Annotated in this window: 16 protein-coding genes and 1 rRNA gene; 12 read left to right on the top strand and 5 right to left on the bottom strand. The window is 70.5% G+C overall.

Features of this window, described 5'->3' with window-relative positions; translation table 11 throughout:
* Window positions 1-107: 107 nt before the first annotated feature.
* The gene (locus ACIA8D_RS20185) at window positions 108-833 is read right to left on the bottom strand and encodes a phosphatase PAP2 family protein (protein ID WP_399233961.1); all 726 of its coding nucleotides are present in this window, start codon (window positions 831-833) and stop codon (window positions 108-110) included.
* Window positions 834-1031: 198 nt separating this feature from the next.
* Window positions 1032-2048: an NlpC/P60 family protein gene (locus tag ACIA8D_RS20180; RefSeq protein WP_399233959.1), complete on the bottom strand. Its 1017-nt coding sequence runs from the start codon at window positions 2046-2048 to the stop codon at window positions 1032-1034.
* Window positions 2049-2389: 341 nt separating this feature from the next.
* Between ACIA8D_RS20180 and ACIA8D_RS20175 the strand changes: the two genes are divergently transcribed.
* The 6 genes from ACIA8D_RS20175 to ACIA8D_RS20150 all read left to right on the top strand — a co-directional run bounded on the left by ACIA8D_RS20175 (window position 2390) and on the right by ACIA8D_RS20150 (window position 9549).
* A complete protein-coding gene (locus ACIA8D_RS20175) occupies window positions 2390-2698 on the top strand; it encodes a hypothetical protein (RefSeq protein WP_327662290.1) in 309 nt (102 codons plus the stop codon).
* 118 nt (window positions 2699-2816) lie between these two features.
* Window positions 2817-3617, top strand: coding sequence for a hypothetical protein (locus tag ACIA8D_RS20170; protein WP_399233957.1), 801 nt, complete (start codon window positions 2817-2819; stop codon window positions 3615-3617).
* Window positions 3607-4947 carry a hypothetical protein gene (locus ACIA8D_RS20165; protein ID WP_399233955.1) on the top strand — a complete coding sequence of 447 codons (1341 nt, stop codon included), beginning with the start codon at window positions 3607-3609 and terminating at the stop codon, window positions 4945-4947. Before ACIA8D_RS20170 ends, ACIA8D_RS20165 begins: the two co-directional genes overlap by 11 nt.
* Window positions 4944-6503: an SCO6880 family protein gene (locus ACIA8D_RS20160; protein ID WP_399233953.1), complete on the top strand. Its 1560-nt coding sequence runs from the start codon at window positions 4944-4946 to the stop codon at window positions 6501-6503. The genes ACIA8D_RS20165 and ACIA8D_RS20160 overlap by 4 nt, the downstream gene beginning before the upstream one ends.
* 96 nt (window positions 6504-6599) lie before the next feature.
* Window positions 6600-8012 (top strand): ATP-binding protein, encoded by a 1413-nt coding sequence (locus ACIA8D_RS20155; RefSeq protein WP_399233951.1) that lies wholly within the window; start codon window positions 6600-6602, stop codon window positions 8010-8012.
* A gap of 19 nt (window positions 8013-8031) precedes the next feature.
* On the top strand, window positions 8032-9549 hold the full coding sequence (locus ACIA8D_RS20150) for a TraM recognition domain-containing protein (RefSeq protein WP_399234243.1): 1518 nt from the start codon (window positions 8032-8034) through the stop codon (window positions 9547-9549).
* 7 nt (window positions 9550-9556) lie between these two features.
* Here ACIA8D_RS20150 and ACIA8D_RS20145 read toward each other — a convergent pair whose 3' ends face one another.
* A complete protein-coding gene (locus ACIA8D_RS20145) occupies window positions 9557-10198 on the bottom strand; it encodes a TetR/AcrR family transcriptional regulator (RefSeq protein ID WP_399233948.1) in 642 nt (213 codons plus the stop codon).
* A 93-nt stretch (window positions 10199-10291) separates the two neighbouring features.
* Here ACIA8D_RS20145 and ACIA8D_RS20140 point away from each other — a divergent pair, with 93 nt between their 5' ends.
* Complete coding sequence (locus ACIA8D_RS20140; protein ID WP_399233945.1) at window positions 10292-11875, top strand: MFS transporter; 1584 nt, start codon at window positions 10292-10294, stop codon at window positions 11873-11875.
* Between the two features lie 17 nt (window positions 11876-11892).
* Window positions 11893-12495 (top strand): NADPH-dependent FMN reductase, encoded by a 603-nt coding sequence (locus ACIA8D_RS20135; protein ID WP_399233943.1) that lies wholly within the window; start codon window positions 11893-11895, stop codon window positions 12493-12495.
* Here ACIA8D_RS20135 and ACIA8D_RS20130 read toward each other — a convergent pair.
* Window positions 12486-13040, bottom strand: a complete 555-nt coding sequence (locus ACIA8D_RS20130; protein WP_399233942.1) for a GNAT family N-acetyltransferase — start codon at window positions 13038-13040, stop codon at window positions 12486-12488. The two genes, ACIA8D_RS20135 and ACIA8D_RS20130, sit on opposite strands and share 10 nt — an antisense overlap.
* Before the next feature lie 104 nt (window positions 13041-13144).
* Between ACIA8D_RS20130 and ACIA8D_RS20125 the strand changes: the two genes are divergently transcribed.
* From ACIA8D_RS20125 to ACIA8D_RS20110, 4 genes are read left to right on the top strand one after another with little or no spacing between them, the layout of a single operon-like run.
* Complete coding sequence (locus tag ACIA8D_RS20125) at window positions 13145-14065, top strand: ABC transporter ATP-binding protein (RefSeq protein ID WP_399233940.1); 921 nt, start codon at window positions 13145-13147, stop codon at window positions 14063-14065.
* Window positions 14062-14835 (top strand): ABC transporter permease, encoded by a 774-nt coding sequence (locus ACIA8D_RS20120; RefSeq protein ID WP_399233939.1) that lies wholly within the window; start codon window positions 14062-14064, stop codon window positions 14833-14835. The genes ACIA8D_RS20125 and ACIA8D_RS20120 overlap by 4 nt, the downstream gene beginning before the upstream one ends.
* 13 nt (window positions 14836-14848) lie before the next feature.
* On the top strand, window positions 14849-16108 hold the full coding sequence (locus ACIA8D_RS20115; RefSeq protein ID WP_399233937.1) for a sensor histidine kinase: 1260 nt from the start codon (window positions 14849-14851) through the stop codon (window positions 16106-16108).
* Window positions 16105-16785 (top strand): response regulator, encoded by a 681-nt coding sequence (locus ACIA8D_RS20110; protein ID WP_399233935.1) that lies wholly within the window; start codon window positions 16105-16107, stop codon window positions 16783-16785. Before ACIA8D_RS20115 ends, ACIA8D_RS20110 begins: the two co-directional genes overlap by 4 nt.
* Window positions 16786-16832: 47 nt before the next feature.
* Here ACIA8D_RS20110 and rrf read toward each other — a convergent pair.
* Window positions 16833-16918 (bottom strand): 5S ribosomal RNA (gene rrf, locus ACIA8D_RS20105); the annotation flags it as partial.

The raw sequence follows: 16918 nt of genomic DNA, 5'->3' as shown, positions 1-16918 counted from the left end.
AAGCAAGTCCCTGCGGCGGGTGGGCAGAATCAAGCCCCGCCGGCGATTGAGGCGCGGGGTCCGGGGCGGAGCCCCGTGAGCGGAGGACGGTCGGCCGCAACGGAACGCTAAGCCGCGAGATCCCGCTCCTCCGCCGGCTCGGGCGAGTCGCTGGACTCGGGGAACTCGACCGCGGACGCCACCGCGCCGGGCGCCCACACGAGCCGGGACACCCACCCGTTCGCCCGCCCGATGGCCCGCGTCAGCGGAGTCAGCAGCGCCGAGGCCAGCGGCGACAGCAGCAGCGCGACGGCCGTGCCGAGCGCGAACCCTCCGACCACGTCCGTCGGGTAGTGCACGCCCATGAAGACCCGGCAGAACCCTTCGAGCACGGCGAGCCCTATGGCGGCGAGCCCGAGCTTGCGGTGGGCGATGAAGAGCCCCGCCCCGATGGCCATCGCGAGCGTCGCGTGATCGCTGACGAACGAGAAGTCCGTCTTCCCCTTGACCAGGACCTCGAGCCCGTCGTGGTCCATGAAGGGCCGCGGCCGCTCGACGAAGGACCGGATCGGCACGTTCACGAGGACGGCGACCCCGGCGGCGAGCGGCGCCCACACCACGGCGGCCACGGCGGACGCCGCGTCGTCGAGCGACCCGCGCTTGCGCGCACCCCACCAGCACCACAGCACGACGAGCACGAGCGCGAGCAGGATCCCGTACTCCCCGACGAACTCCATGGTCCGGTCGAACCAGCGCGGAGCGTCGTCGGCCAGGCCGTTGATGTCGTAGAGCAGCGTGACGTCGGGGTTGGATCCGGATGTCGCGGGCGCTTCGAGTGCCACGAGTCCAGCCATAGTTCAGCGGCCCCTTCGTCTTCAGCCACCCCCGTGGTTGTTTTCGATTCAGGTAGAGGAACGCACGGTCCCACCCTCTACGTTCCGCAATCCACCGAACGATCACCCAGACGTTATCGAAGAGAGACACAAACCCGCAGCTCAGGGCCATGGGATAACAGAGAGTTCCAGCCAACCCGGCAATCCGGACGGCCGGACTCAGACCTCCGGCGATCCGCTCGGCAGCGCCTTCGCACCGTCCTCCGTGACCCGGGTCGCGCCGAAGTACTCGGCGGTGTCGATGGGGTCGAAGCGGATGACGGCACCGGTCCGCGGCGCGTCGATCATGTACCCGCCGCCCACGTAAAGGCCCACGTGGTGGATGGCCCGGCTGTTGCTGAGGTCCTTGGAGAAGAAGACGAGGTCCCCGGGAAGCAGCTCGTCCCGCTTCGGATGCGGCCCCGCGTTGTACTGGTCGTTGGCCACGCGCGGCAGCTCGATGCCGACCGTCTCGTACGCGGCCTTGGTCAGCCCCGAGCAATCAAATCGGCCATCTTGGTCCGCCGTGCCGTTCCCGCCCCACAGATAAGGGGTGCCGAGCTTCTTCTGCGCGAAGTAGATCGCGGCCGCCGCCTGCTGCGAGGGCTGCACGCGCCCGACGGGCTTCGCGAAGGACTTCTCGAGCGTCGTGATGACCTTCACGTAGTTCTGCGTCTCGCGGTACGGCGGGACGCCGCCGTACTTGATGACCGCGTAGGAACCCGCGTTGTAGGCGGCGAGCATGTTCTTCGTCTTGTCGCCCGGCGCGTCCTTCACGTACGAGGCGAGCTTGCAGTCGTACGAAGCGGCGGACGGGATCGCGTCGTTCGGGTCCCAGATGTCCTTGTCCCCGTCACCGTCCCCGTCCACGCCGTGCGCGGCCCAGGTCCCGCTGATGAACTGCGCGATGCCGTACGCCTTGGCCGGCGACGTCGCCTTCGGATTGAACCCGCTCTCCTGGTACAGCTGCGCCGCGAGGAGCGCCGGGTTGATGGCGGGGCACAGGTTCCCCCACTTCTGCACGAGTGGCTGGTACGCGGCGGGCACGGCCCCCTTCGCGAGCCCCACGGCCCCCTTGCCGACCCCGCTGCTCAGGCTCCCCGCCGCCATGTACGTCCCGAAGACGAGCAGCGCCACGAACCCCGTCCCCCCGGCGACCGCAGAGCCCGCGAGCATCCACGCCTTACGCACCGTCAACCGCCCTTCGCCACGGGGGAGTCCGGGCACGACCCACGGCCGGACACACGAGCGTTCAGTTTACGGGCGGGCGGGCCACCCCGTCGGCGACTGCGCCGAACTATCCACGACCAGCCTTCATTGCCCGGCGTGACCAGGCATGATACACAGAGTAACCGTACGTTCCTTCGCATCCGGAACCGTCCCTCCGGGGCGGTCCCTCAGGCATGGGACCGTAGGAACATCGGCCAAGGAATGGCGCCAAGTGTGCAGGCATCGGGGCCGATCTGAGCAAGAATGGGTCTGACCTCTGCGCTGCGGCAGAGGCGACAGAACTACCCACATGGGGCGGTGAGTTACACATGCTGCTGGCAGCCGAAAAGGGCGATATCTCCACCATCATCGGCGGGATCGCCCCGGACTGGGGCCCGTTCGGGAGCCTGGGCAACGAGGCACGCGTGATGATCGAGGTCGTGATGGCGGTCGCCATCCTGCTGTGCCTCGGCATCGCGATCTGGGGCGCCGCCAAGCAACGGATCGGGGCGACGGCCCTGCGCGACACCTTCAGCGCCGAACAAGGCAAGGGCCTCATCATCGCGGGTCTGACCGGGGTGTTCATCATCGGCTCACTAGGCACGCTGTTCACCATCGTGTACGGCATGGCCGTCTAGCTCCCCGCTGAGGTTGCGTCTCCCTGATGTCGAGTCACCACACCGCGCCCGCGCGGAAACCAGCACGGCTACCGTCGTATGCGGTGGTTCGGCGAAAGGTTGAGGGGGCGTGCGCGCGATGAGTCCTGAGGGTCCACAGGACGACGAGCTCTACGGGGGTTCCGGCCAGACCCGGACGCGGCTCCCGGAGGGTTCCGGCGCCCGCAGACCAGGGCGTTCGCCGTCCCGCTCCCTGGTGACCGTGGTCGGCGTGGTGGTGCTGCTGATCGCGGCGATCGCGTTCGCGAATCGCGGCGGGGACGGTTCCTCCGGCGGGTCCGGGTCCGATTCCGCCGGCACGAAGCCTGCGGCGGCCCCCACGGCTCCCTCCGGGACGAAACCGGTGTCCTCCGGCTTCGGCCACGATGAACAGGGGGCGCAGTCGGCTGCCGCGAACTATGCGGTGCGGCTGGTCTCGGCCGACATCCTGAGGCCGGACGAGCGCCCGGGCATCGTCAAGCGGCTCTTCGTCGCCGACAAGGTCAGCGCTCTCGAGACCCGGTTCGACCAGGCGTACTCGAAGGACTTCCTGGACAAGGTCGGCCTCGACGAGAACGGCGACGCCCCGCGTGGCCAGACATACGTGTCGCGCACCGTCCCGGTGGGCACCAAGACGTCCGGATACTCCGACAGCACGGTGACCGCCGAGGTCTGGTGCACCGGCGCCTTCGGCATGGCCGGAGAGGCCTCCACGAACCCGGTGACCAACGACTGGTTCACCATGACCCTCAAGCTGCGCTGGGTCGACGGCGACTGGAAGGTCGACTCCTTCTCCCAGAAGGACGGCCCGTCGCCGGTCAACGGCGACAACAAGGTCTCCACGGCCGACGAGATCGCCAAGGCCGTCAAGGAGTTCGGAGGCTTCACCTATGCCCGGTAGCCGCCTCGCCCTCAAGCTCACCGGCACCGTTGTCGCCGTACAGTCCGCGGTCGTACTGCTGTCGGCCCGAGCTGTGGCCGAGCCCAAGGACAACTGCAACCTCATCGTGGGGCCCGCCAAGCGGTACTGCGAGCGTGACGGCAAAAGCGCCACCGGAGGAAACACTGGCGGAGACGGGGGTGACGTCTCCAATCCGCTCGACCCCCTGTCCAGCCTCGCCAAGGGCTGCGCAGAGGCCGCCTCCTGGACCGTCGACCAGCTCAGCAACGCCGTGCAGAAGACGGCCAACGTCGACTTCACCAACGAAAAGTTTCTGCAGCAGTACGCCGTGGTGTTCGCCGCCTCGACGATCCTCACGCTCGTGCTGTGGCTGCTCGCCGTCGCCAAGCGCGCCGTCCGCGGCGTACCGCTGATGACGGCGATCACGGAGGCCGTCGGATTCCTCTGGCTCACCGTGCTCGCGTCCGCGTTCACCCCGCTGATCCTCTACACGGTGGTGTCGGCCGCCGACGGGGTCAGCGATGTGCTGGCCAAGGCGACGGGCAATCAGACGGACGCGTTCTTCGGGACGTTCTCCGAGGCCCTGAAGAAGGGCGACGGCATCGGCGGCGGACCGATCATGCTGATCGTCGTCTCGCTCGTGTCGATCGTCGCCGCGGGCGTGCTCTACCTGGAGCTGTATCTGCGCGCGGTCCTGCTCTACGTGGGCGCGCTGCTCGGCGTCGTCGTCTACGCGGGGCTCGTCGACAAGAACCTGTGGGGCCACGTCCGCCGCTGGGTCGGCGTCATGATCGCCGTGATCCTCGTGAAGCCGGTCATCGTGATCGTCCTCGGCCTCGCGGGTGCGCTGTCGACCGGTGGCAAGGGCCCCGACTCGCTCGCCGCGGTCGTCTCCGGCCTCGCCATCGTGCTGCTCGCCATCTTCGCGAGCGGCATGATCTACCGCTTCGTGCCCGGCTTCGGCGACGAGATGGCCAACGTACGGAAGAACCGGCTCATGCAGGGCGCCGAGGGCAAGGCGGCCGCCGTCATGTCCTCGCCCGCCGCGCTCGTCTCGCAGGGCATCAAGACCCACAGCAGCCGTCAGGACGGCGGAGGTTCGGGCGGTGGCGGAGCCTCCCAGGCCCGTCCCGCCAACCCCGCGTCCGGCGGTGTGGCCGCGCACAGTTCGCGCCCGGCCGCGTCAGGGGGAGGCGGCGGAACTGTCCCCTCCGCCGCACCCCCGCCCCGTACGAGCCCGTCGAAGACCCCGCACGCGAGCAACGACCGCGGGAGCAAGAGCGGTAACACCGGCAAGAACGGCAACTGGCAAGGAGGTGCAGGGCGTTGACGACCCAGTCCCACGTGTCCCCTCCGGTCACGCCCCGCCGTACATATCTGATCGGTCGCGCCCGGCCGAACGCGATCGTCGGCAAGAACCGTGAGTCCGGCGAGATCGCGATGATCGTCGTGGGCGCTTTCCTCGGCATGATGTGCGGACTGCTCGTCCCCGTGCTGTCGCTGCGCATCGTGCTGCTCACCGGCTTCCCGATGCTGGCGCTGGCCGGGGTCTACGTCCCGTACAAGGGCCGCACCTTCTACAAGTGGTTCGAGATCAACCGCAGTTACAAGCGCTCCCTCAAGCGCGGCACCGCCTACCGTTCCTCCACCATGGAGGCCGGCACCCGGCTCGACGGGCGCGAGGTCGAGATCGGCCCGCCGCCCGGCATCGGCCGGCTCACGTGGCTGGCCGCGCCGTTCGGGCCCGACGAGATCGCGGTGCTGCTGCACGCGGACCGCCGCACCGTCACCGCCGCCATCGAGATCGAGGGCCCCGGCGTGGGTCTGCGCGACTCGGAGGACCAGGAGGCGCTGGTCGACCGGTTCGGCACGCTGCTCAAGCACGTGGCCAACGGCGACGGGTTCGTGACCCGGCTCCAGATGCTGGCCCGCACCCTGCCCGCCGACCCGGACGCGCACGCCAAGGACGTCGCCGTGCGCGGCGACGACCGCTCGCTCGGCTGGCTGCAGAAGTCGTACGACCAGCTCCAGTCGATGGTCTCGACGAGCAGCGAGCAGCACCGCGCGTACCTCGTGGCCTGCATGCACTACACGCGCGACCTGGCCGCCGAGGCCAACGCGATGGCCCGCGCCACCCGCCCCAAGGGCGGCAAGAAGGTCGACAGGGACGCCGGGCTCGCCGTCGTCATGGCGCGCGAACTGACCGACATCTGCTCGCGGTTGCAGGAGGCCGACATCCGGGTGCGGCAGCCGCTCGGGCAGGGCCGGCTCGCGTCGCTCATCCACTCCATGTACGACCCGGACCACCCCATCGACCACATCCAGGCGATGTCGAAGCGCAATGCCTGGCCGGCCGAGCTCGACGCCATGGAGCCGACGTTCCTCCAGGCCAAGACGCGCGAGTCGGCGACGCGCGCGCCCTGGTGCCACGCCACGGCGTGGGTGAAGGAGTGGCCGATGACGCCGGTGGGCGTGAACTTCCTGGCCCCGCTCCTGGTCCACACCCCGGACGTCATCCGGACCGTCGCCGTGACGATGGACCTGGAGCCGACCGAGATCGCCATCGAGCGGATGCTGACGGAGAAGACCAACGACGAGGCGGAGGCGTCCCGCGCCGCCAAGATGAACCGGACGGTCGACCCCCGCGACATCGCCGCCCACGGCCGCCTCGACCAGCGCGGCGAGGACCTGGCGAGCGGCGCGGCCGGCGTCAACCTCGTCGGCTACATCACGGTCTCCTCCCGCAACCCGGACTCGCTGGCCCGCGACAAGCGCACCATCCGCGCCTCGGCGGGCAAGTCGTACCTGAAGCTGGAGTGGTGCGACCGCGAGCACCACCGGGCGTTCGTGAACACCCTGCCGTTCGCCACCGGCATCCGCCGATGACCCCGATGGTCGCCACGAGCCCGATGCCCCCTACGCCCCCGTCGATCCCGATGTTCCTGATGTCCGCCGACACGGCCGGAAGGTAGGCGCTGCACTATGCGGGATCCGCTGACCGCTCTCACCGATGCCTTCACCGCGTTCCTGTTCGGGAAGGTGGAGACGACCCGGCTTCCGGTGCGTACGTCGACGGGGCAGGCGCAGGCCGTCTATCTGCCGACGGCCGCGCCCGGCCTCGGCGACTCCGGCGTGATCATCGGGCGTGAGGTGTACTCCGGCAAGGGCTACATCTACGACCCTTTCCAGCTCTACGGCCAGCAGCTCCCGGCTCCCCACTGGCTGGTGCTCGGCGAGTCCGGCAACGGCAAGTCGGCCCTGGAGAAGACGTACGTACTGCGGCAGTTGCGGTTCAAGGACCGCCAGGTCGTGGTCCTCGACGCGCAGGGCGAGGACGGCGTCGGCGAGTGGAATCTCATCGCCGAGGAGCTGGGCATAACTCCCATCCGGCTCGACCCGACGGCCGCCCTGGACATGGGGATCCGGCTCAACCCGCTCGACCCGGCGATCACTACGACGGGGCAGCTGGCGCTGCTGCGCACGATCATCGAGGTCGCGCTCGGCCACGGCCTCGACGAGCGCTCGGGCTTCGCGCTGAAGGTCGCGCACGCGTACGTGAACGAGACGATCGTCGAGCGCCAGCCGGTCCTGACCGACATCGTCGAGCAACTGCGCCACCCGGAACCGGAGTCGGCGGAGGCCATGAACGTGGCCCTGGAGGACGTCCGGGCCTGGGGCCTCGACGTGGCGCTCGTCATCGACCGGCTCGTCGACGGCGACCTGCGCGGCATGTTCGACGGCCCGACGACGGTCGGCATCGACCTCGACGCCCCGCTGATCGTCTTCGACCTCTCGCACATCGACCGCAACTCGATCGCGATGCCGATCCTGATGGCGATCGTCGGCGTGTGGCTGGAGCACACCTGGATCCGACCCGACCGGAAGAAGCGCATCTTCCTGGTCGAGGAGGCCTGGCACATCATCAACAGCCCCTTCGTCGCCCAGCTCTTCCAGCGCCTGCTGAAGTTCGGCCGGCGCCTCGGCCTGTCCTTCGTGGCGGTGGTCCACCACCTGTCCGACGTGGTCGACGGCGCGGCAGCCAAGGAAGCGGCGGCGATCCTGAAGATGGCCTCCACGAGGACGATCTACGCACAGAAGGCGGACGAGGCGAGAGCCACGGGCCGGGTGCTCGGGCTGCCCCGGTGGGCGGTCGAGATCATCCCGACGCTCTCCCCCGGCATCGCCGTCTGGGACGTCAACGGCAACGTACAGGTGGTCAAACACCTGGTCACCGAGACCGAACGGCCACTGGTGTTCACCGACCGCGCCATGACGGAGGCGTCCGCCGAGCCGCTCATGGACGACGCGCTGCACGCGGCCGAGCTGGAGGCCGAGGAGCGGGCGGCCGCGTTCGTGGAGCAGCGCCTGGGCGGCTCCGAGTCCACGGTGGCGTGAGAGCGGGGGCATGACAGGGATGCGGGACGAGCGGGGGCGCCGGGTGGAGCGCGACTACCGGGAGGGGCGCGGCCGGGGCGGTGTGCCCGACGGGCTGCTGGTCGGGATCCTGGCGTTTCTGCTGGGCATGACGATCCTGGTGTGGACGGCGACGGGCCTCGCGGGCCTCTTCGCGAAGGGCGCGTGGCCGACGGGCGTGACGTTCGGCCACACGCCGCTGGCCCTGCGCTCGCTGATCACCCGCCCGCACGACATCCCCGGTGCCTGGCCGAGCACCCCAGCCGCCGAACTCTCCGGCTACGGCCTCGTCTGGGGCCTGGTCATCGGCCAGCTGATGGTCCTGGTGGTCCTTACGGTGTTCGTCGCGGGAACGTTTGCCCGGTGGCGTGCGGTCCGTAAGCAGCGGAAGCCGAAGCCCACGCCTCGGGGCTCTGCCCCGGACCCCGCGCCTCAATCGCCGGCGGGGCTTGATTTTGCCCACCCGCCGCAGGGGCTTGCTTTTCAAGCCCCTGCGGCGATTGAGCAGCGGGGTCCGGGGCAGAGCCCCGAGGCCGTAACGCCGGTACCCGCAACGGAACCGGTACCCGCAACCCCACCCGTTCCCGCGCAACGCGGCCCCGTTCATCTCGGCCCCCCGGGCGCCCGCCACCCCGTCGCCATAGAGGCGATCCAGGACGCCGAGGGCCCCGTCCTCGTGATCACGTCGTCCGCCGACGTCTGGTCGGAGACCAAGGACGCCCGCGCCAAACTCGGCCCCGTCCTCCTCTACGACCCCACCCACCGCTGCGACACCCCGGCCCGTATGCACTGGAACCCGGCCGCCGGCTGCACCGACAAGGACACCGCGGCCCAGCGCGCCACGGCCCTGCTCGCCCCGATAAGGCCCACCGCGAAGCTGGACTCGGCCCTCGCCGAGACCGCCGACACCCTGCTGCGCAGCTACCTGCACGCCGCGGCCGTCGACGGCAAACCGTTCCGCCACGTCCACCGCTGGGCCCAGGGCACCCAGGTCCAGGACGCCGTACGCATCCTCCGTACGAACCCGAAGGCGGCCGCGGGCACCGCGGGCGAACTCGAGGCGGCCCTCACCTCGCACCCCGAACGCCGCGACATGGCACAGGAGTTGACCGCCCGCGCACTGTCCTCCCTGTTCTCGGTGCACATCCGTGAGGCCTGCACACCCAACCGAACCGATGCGCTCACCCTGGATTCCTTCGTGAACGAAGGGGGCACGCTTTATGTGGTCGGTGAACCCATCGAGGACCCGAAGGGGCAGCCCGGTGCGATGCCGCTGCTCACGGCCCTCGCCTCGAGCGTGGTCGAGCACGGCCGCCGCGTGGCCGCACGGTCACCTGCCGGCCGGCTCGACCCACCAATGACGTTCGTCCTCGACGACGTCGCGGCGGTGGCTCCGCTTCCCCAGCTGCCGGAGCTGCTGTCCACCGGAGCGGACCGGGGTCTGGTCACCCTGGCCCTGCTCCGGTCCAGGGAACAGGGCCGCACCCGCTGGCCGGACGCGGAACTCCCGCTGTCCTAGGGCTTGTCTAGCGGACCCCGTACAGCTTCAGGAACACCGCGAGCCCGCTGCGCACCCGGGCGTCGACCTCGTCGGCGGACATCGGCACCACCCCGAAGAACGTGTCCACCGTGACGGCCCCGGGGATCAGCAGCATGAAGTGGCGCCCGGCCTCCACGGAGTTGGCCTCGTCGATCGCCAGCAGGCCCTCCTCGCCGAGGCGCTGGAGCGCCGCGCGCACCGCGCCCTGCGTCGCCCGCGGCCCGATCCGCTGCCACTCCTCGATGACGTCCGCGGGCAGGTGCGAGCCCTCCGTGATGATGTGCCGGACGAGCAGCATGTGCGGCTCGTGGTCGCCGCGCCGCCCCATCCACTCCCGGGCGAACGCGAGCAGGTCCCGCTCCACGTCCGTCACCTTGGCCAAATGGCGCTCGACCAGCGTGACATGAGCGGCCGTCACATTGGCGGCACTGTCGAGCAGAACCTCACGGAAGAGGTTCTCCTTGCCCCCGAAGTGGTTGTAGAGCGTGCGCGTGGAGACCCCCGCCTCCGCGGCGATCTCGTCGATGCCCGCACGCGCGTACCCCTCCCGCCCGAAGACCGTCCGCGCACCGCGCAGCAGCGCCTGCCGTTTCTCGACCGTGCCCTTGCGTTCCCGTTGCTGCACCATGCCCGCACTCCTCCGCTCACGTTCAGCCTAGGCACAGAGACCTAGGTACAACGACGGTTGCACTTATTACAACCACGGTTGTACTTTACCGGCATGGCAACCGAACCCCAGGCTTCGGCGGCCCGCGAAGTCGGCGGCAGCCGCTCCACGTTCACCCTCCTCGTCGTCCTCCTCGGCATGCTCACGCTGCCGATGGCCATGTCCGGCACCACGGTCGCCCTGCCGCGCATCGGCACCGACCTCGGCGCCACGGGCGCCGCGCTCCAGTGGGTGGTCGTCGGCTACTTCCTCGCCGCGTCCTCGTTCATGCTGGTCGCGGGCTCGCTCGGCGATCTCTACGGACGCCGCCGGATCCTCACGGCGGGCGCCGCGCTCTACACGGCGGGCACCCTCGCCTCGGCCCTCGCCCAGAACATCCTGCTGCTCGACGCGGCCCGCATCCTGTCCGGGATCGGGGCCGCGGGCGTGATGGCCAGCGGCGGCTCGCTGCTCGCCGCGACCTTCACGGGCCCCGCCCGCACCCGCGTCTTCGCCTCCCTCGGCACCACGGCGGGCCTCGGCCTCGCCTTCGGCCCGACGTTCTCCGGCTGGCTCGTGGACGCGGTCGGCTGGCGCGCCACCTTCCTGTCGTACGTCGCCGTGGGCGCCGTCATCGTCGTCGGCACCCGCCTGATGCCGGAGTCCCGGGCGGACACGAGTCCGCGCGTCGACAAGGCGGGCGCGGCCTCCTTCATCGCCGGCCTCGCCCTGGCCCTCTACGCGATCACGCAGGGCTCCAAGTCGGGCTGGACCGCGTTGCCCACCCTGGCCCCGGCCACCCTGTCCCTCGCCCTCCTGATCACCTTCGTACGCGTCGAACGCCGCCTCGTCCGCACCGGCGCAGGCCGCCCGATCCTCGACCTGCGCCTCGCCCGCAACCCGGCGTTCCTCGGCTGGGCGGTCGGCTCCTTCGGGCTCGGCGCGGGCACCACCGGCGTCCTCGTCTTCCTGCCGACCTACCTCCAGGGCGCGAACGGCACGACGGCCCGCACGGCCGGCCTCACGCTCCTGCTGATGACGGTGCCCGTCCTGGCCCTGCCCCCGCTCGGCGCCCGCCTCGTCAACCGGGGCGTGCGGGCCCACCATCTCCTGGTGCTGTCCCTGCTCCTGCTGGCGGCGGGCAACGCATGGCTGACGACGCTCCACCCGGGGATCGGCGTCCTGGAACTCGCGGGGCCGCTGCTCACCATCGGCGCGGGCCAGGGCCTCTCCATCGGCATCATCGACGCCCAGGCCATGTCGATGGTCGCCCCGTCCGAGGTCGGCATGGCCTCCGGCTTCCTCAACACGGTCCGCGGCGGCACGGGCGCCATCATGCTCACGATCTTCGGCGCGGTACTCCTCGCGGCCCTCGAACCCCGCCTGGACTCGCGGGAGTTGGCGGCCTCCGTCACGTCGGGCGCAGGCGGCCACGCTCCGGAATTCACGGAGGCGTGGCAAGTGACGCTGTGGTCGATAACGGCCTTGATGACGGCACTAGCCGCACTGTCCTACCGGCTGCTTACTGCTGTGGGCAGGCGTTCCGCACGGCGAATGGGGTCTCCCCTGCTCGAGCGAAGCCGAGAGCTTGGGGAAGGGTGGGCACAGCCCCCGTCGCAGCGCAACAAGACAACCACGCACACCACGACGACCCGATAACCACGGAGGACCGAACCATGACCACGACCACAACCACGCCCACCCGCCCCCTCCACGTGGGCGTCATCGTCGGGTCGACCCGCACCGGCCGCCTCGCCCCCACGGTGAGCACCTGGTTCACGACCCAGGCCGAACGCCACACCCCCGAAACCCACTACGACGTCATCGACCTGACCGACCTGGACCTCCCGGCGACCCACCCCGGCTGGGGCCACACCCCCACCCCCGCCCAGGCCGAACTCGCCGCCCGCGTGGACGCCGCCGACGCCTACGTGGTGATCACCCCCGAGTACAACCACAGCTTCCCGGCCCACCTGAAGCACTTCATCGACCAGCACCGCGACGAGTGGAAGGCCAAGCCCGTCGGCTTCGTCTCGTACGGCGGCGTGGGCGGCGGCCTGCGCGCCGTCGAACAACTCCGCCTGGTCTTCGCCGAACTGCACTGCGCGACCATCCGCGACGGCGTCAGCTTCCACCTGGCCCACGACGGCCTCTTCGCCGAGGAAGGGCCGGCCCACGACGAGCAGGGCGCGGCCGGCGCCGCCAAGGTCATGCTCGACCAGCTGACCTGGTGGGCCCGCGCCCTGCGCACGGCCAGGGCCGAACACCCCTACGGCTGAAGCGCTTTGAGCTCCATCTCGCGATCCGCCTTGGAGGGGTCGCCCGGATTCGGGACGGCCCCTCCCGTGTGGACGAAGCCGAACTTCCGGTAGAACGCCTCGGCCCGCCGGTTGTCCTCATGGACGTACAAGCGCACCCGCATCACGCCCTCAAGACCGAAGGCCCACTCCACGGCGGCGGAGAACAGGGCTCCCGCCAGTCCGCTGCCCCGCGCCTCGGGCCGTACGAAGACCGCGACGAGCTGGGCCTGCCGCCGCTCGACGGGCCGCCCGAAGAAGTCCAGGGAGCCCGCCTCCTCCACGAGCACCACCACGCTGCCGCCCCAGCGCCCGCCCTCGCCGGCCTCCGCCACGAACTGCAGGACCGTCGTCCCGTTCGCGGCACGCTCGGCCCGCCCCCGCCAGAACTCCTCCGGCTGCGCCACCGCGTCCTCGTACGACTCCAGAAACGCGAGCGGCGCCGCCGGATCCCGCAGCGCGGCCAGCCGCAGCTCCCGCGCCGCGCGCCACTCGTCGGCTCGCACGGGTCTGATCACGTAGTCCATGCGCCGCACCCTAAGGGCCCGTAGTACCCCGGTACTACGGCATTTCCGCAGCTCAATGCCCCGGTCCGATGCCCGCGGGGCCCCGCCCACGGCACCGTACTCACATGACGATCCGATCCCACGGCCTCACCAAACGCTACGGCGACAAGACCGTCGTCGAGGACCTCACCTTCACGGTCGAGCCCGGCACGGTCACCGGCTTCCTCGGCCCCAACGGCGCGGGCAAGTCCACGACCATGCGCATGCTGCTCGGCCTGGACACCCCGACCGCGGGCCGCGCCACCATCGGCGGCCGCGCCTACGCCACCCACCCGGCCCCGCTCACCGAGGTCGGCGCGCTCCTGGAGGCCAAGGCCGTCCACCCCGGCCGCACCGCCTTCCACCACCTCACGGCGCTCGCCCTCACGCACGGCATCCCGCGCTCCCGCGTCGAGCACGTGCTCGACCTCGCAGGCCTCACCGAGGTGGCCCACAAGCGGGTCAAGGGCTTCTCCCTCGGCATGGGCCAGCGCCTCGGCATCGCGGCGGCGCTCCTCGGCGACCCGGCCACGATCATCCTCGACGAGCCGGTCAACGGCCTCGACCCCGAGGGTGTCCTGTGGATCCGCACCCTCCTCAAGTCCCTTGCCCAGCAGGGCCGTACGGTCCTGGTCTCCTCCCACCTCATGTCCGAGATGGCGCTGACGGCCGAGCACCTGGTCGTGATCGGCCGCGGCCGCCTCCTCGCCGACACGACGGTCACCGATCTCGTACGCGAATCAGGAGCGGCCTACGTGAAGGTGGTGACGCCCGAGGCACCCCGCCTGCGCGCCCTGCTGTCCCGCGCGGACGTCACCGCCGAGGCCCCCGACACCCTCCACGTGCGCGGCCTCGAAGCCCCCGACATCGGCCGTATTGCCGCGACCCACGCACTCCCCCTCTTCGAACTCACCCCGCAGACGGCCTCGTTGGAGCAGGCCTTCATGGATCTCACCCACGACGCGGTCGAATACCAGGCCACGACACCCGTAGGAGCGGCAGCATGACGACCCCATCCACCTGTGCGGTGACGACCCCCCGGATCCTGCACGCCGAGTGGCACAAGCTCCGTACCCTGCGCTCCACTTGGTGGACCCTGGGGCTCTCCGTCGTCCTCGTCGTCTCCGTCGGCCTGATGATGGGTTCGACGTACGACGGCGACGACGCGAACATCGACACGGTCGTCTTCACGCTCTTCGGCAGCCAGGTGTCCCAGATCTGCGTCGCCGTCCTCGGCATCCTGGTCACGGCGAGCGAGTACTCGACGGGACTGGTCCGCGCCACGATGGCGGCGGTCCCGCGCCGCCTGCCGGTCCTGTGGGCCAAGGCCGGCGTCTTCACGGCCCTCGCCTTCACGGTCACCTTCGCCACGAACCTCGTCACGTTCCTGCTCGCCCAGATCTGGCTCTCCGACAGCGACAAGGCCCTGTCCCTCACGGACTCCGGCGTCCTCGGCGCGCTGGCGGGCAACGCCGCGGGCATCACGCTGCTCAGCCTCATCGCCCTCGGCCTCGGCGCGCTGTGCCGCTCCGTGCCGGCCGCGATCGGCGCGTTCGTCGGCGCCGTCATGATCCTGCCCGAGGTGCTCCAGATGATCAGCAACGACGCCGTGCAGAGCGCCGTGAAGTTCTTCCCGTCCAAGTCGGCGGAGTCCCTCGGCTCGATCATCCCGGTGGCCGACCACAACTCCCCCGGCACCGGGCTGCTCTCCCTTCTGGTGTGGGCCGTCGTCGTCCTCACCGCGGCCGGGCTGCTTCTCAAGCGACGCGACGTATGACCAGGATGGCCACGTGACGCCGCCACAGCCCCGTACGAGCCAGTTCCTGCACCGCACCACCCAGCGGGTGCGCGCCTACGACGGGCGCCACCCGCTGGTCTGGGACGTCCTGGTGACTGCGGTCTTCGTGACGGCCGCCCTCACCGACGGCGCGGGCGGCTGGCGCACCACCGCCGCAGACCCCCGGGTCGCGGAGTGGCTGGTGCTGCTGATGAGCCTGGGCCTGTCCGTTCCGCTGCTGTGGCGCCGCCGCCACCCGCTCCCGGCACTGGCCGTGATGGTGGCCACGGCACTGGTCAGCAACTGGACGGGGGCCTGGCTGCAGATCGCCTTCGCCCAGTTCGTCGTCGTCTTCAACATCGCGCTCCGCCGGTCCCTGCGGACACTCGCCGGTGCGGCGGCCCTGACCGTACTGCCCATGCTGGTGAGCCTCGTCCGCTTCGAGCACGGCAGTTGGGACCAGCTGATCGTGCCGCAACTGTGGTCCCTCGCCCTCGTCGGCCTCGCGGGCCTCGCCGTCCGCTCCCGCCAGGACTACACCCGGGCCCTCGTCGACCGGGCCCGCCAACTCGAAGTCGAGAGCGACCAGCAGGCCCGCCTCGCGGCCGCCGCCGAACGAGCCCGCATCGCCCGCGAGATGCACGACATCATCGGCCACAACCTCTCCGTCATCACCGGCCTCGCCGACGGCGGCTCGTACGCTGCGGCCCGCAACCCGGAACGCGCGGGTCAGGCCCTCACCGCCATCGCCACCACCAGCCGCCAGGCCCTCACGGAACTGCGCCGACTCCTGGACGTCCTGGGCGAAGACCCCGCCTCTCCCTCGGCGCCCTCGGCGGAACTGGCCCCGGCCCCCGCACTCGACGACCTCGACTCCCTCATCGACGGCGTACGTTCGGCAGGGCTCCCGGTCCTCAGGAAGACCGAGGGCGAACCGGCACCGCTGCCCGCGGGCCTGGAACTCACGGTGTACCGCGTCGTCCAGGAGGCCCTCACCAACACCCTGAAGCACGGCGGCCCTTCCGCCACTTCCGAGCTGCTCGTCTCCTACGCGGACGACGCGGTGACGGTGACCGTCACGGACACCGGACGCGGGGCCGTAGCCGCCGAGCACGCCGTCGAACACGCAGCTGCTCGCGGCACCGGTCGCGGCCTCGCGGGCATGCGCGAGCGAACGGCCCTCTACCAGGGCACACTTGAGACCGGCCCACGACCGGCCGGCGGCTGGCGGGTGCGCCTCCGCATCCCGATCCCGGAAGGGCCCACTCCGTGACGACCGTGCTCATCGTCGACGACCAGCCCATGCAGCGCTTCGGCTTCCGCATGCTCCTGGAGAGCCAGGACGACCTACGGGTCGCGGGCGAGGCCGGCACGGGCACGGAGGCGGTCCGCCTCGCGGCCGAACTCGCCCCCGACGTCGTCCTGATGGACATCCGTATGCCCGGCATGGACGGCATCGAGGCCACGCGCCGCATCATCGCGGAGAGGGCGGAGGCTGCGGAGGACTGCCCGCGCATCCTCATCCTCACGACGTTCGACATGGACGAGTACGCGTACGCGGGTCTGCGCGCGGGCGCCTCCGGCTTCCTCATCAAGGACGCGCTCCCGGAGGAACTCCTCGCGGGCATCCGTGCGGTGGCGGCCGGCGACGCGATCGTCGCCCCGAGCCTCACCCGCCGCCTCCTCGACGCGTACGTCCAGCATCTCCCGACGGCCGCTGGGCCCGCCCCGGCCCCCGATCCACGCATCGCCTCCCTGACCGACCGCGAACGCGAGATCCTCACGGTCATCGCCCAGGGCTGGAGCAACGCCGAGGTCGCCGAGCGCCTGCACCTCGCCGAGTCGACGGTGAAGACCCATGTCTCCCGCATCCTCGCGAAAACGGGAGCGCGGGACAGGGTGCAGGCGGTGATCGTGGCATACGACGCCAAACTTGTTGAACCCGCATAACGCAGAAAAGCCCCGTGCCAATGGCACGGGGCTTTCCTTTAAAATTAGTTCGGCGGCGTCCTACTCTCCCACAGGGTCCCCCCTGCAGTACCATCGGCGCTGTGAGGCTTAGCTTCCGGGTTCGGAATGTAAC

The sequence above is a fragment of the Streptomyces sp. NPDC051684 genome (assembly GCF_044453445.1).
GTDB lineage: Bacteria > Actinomycetota > Actinomycetes > Streptomycetales > Streptomycetaceae > Streptomyces.
This window is presented reverse-complemented; position numbering and strand designations above follow the sequence as displayed.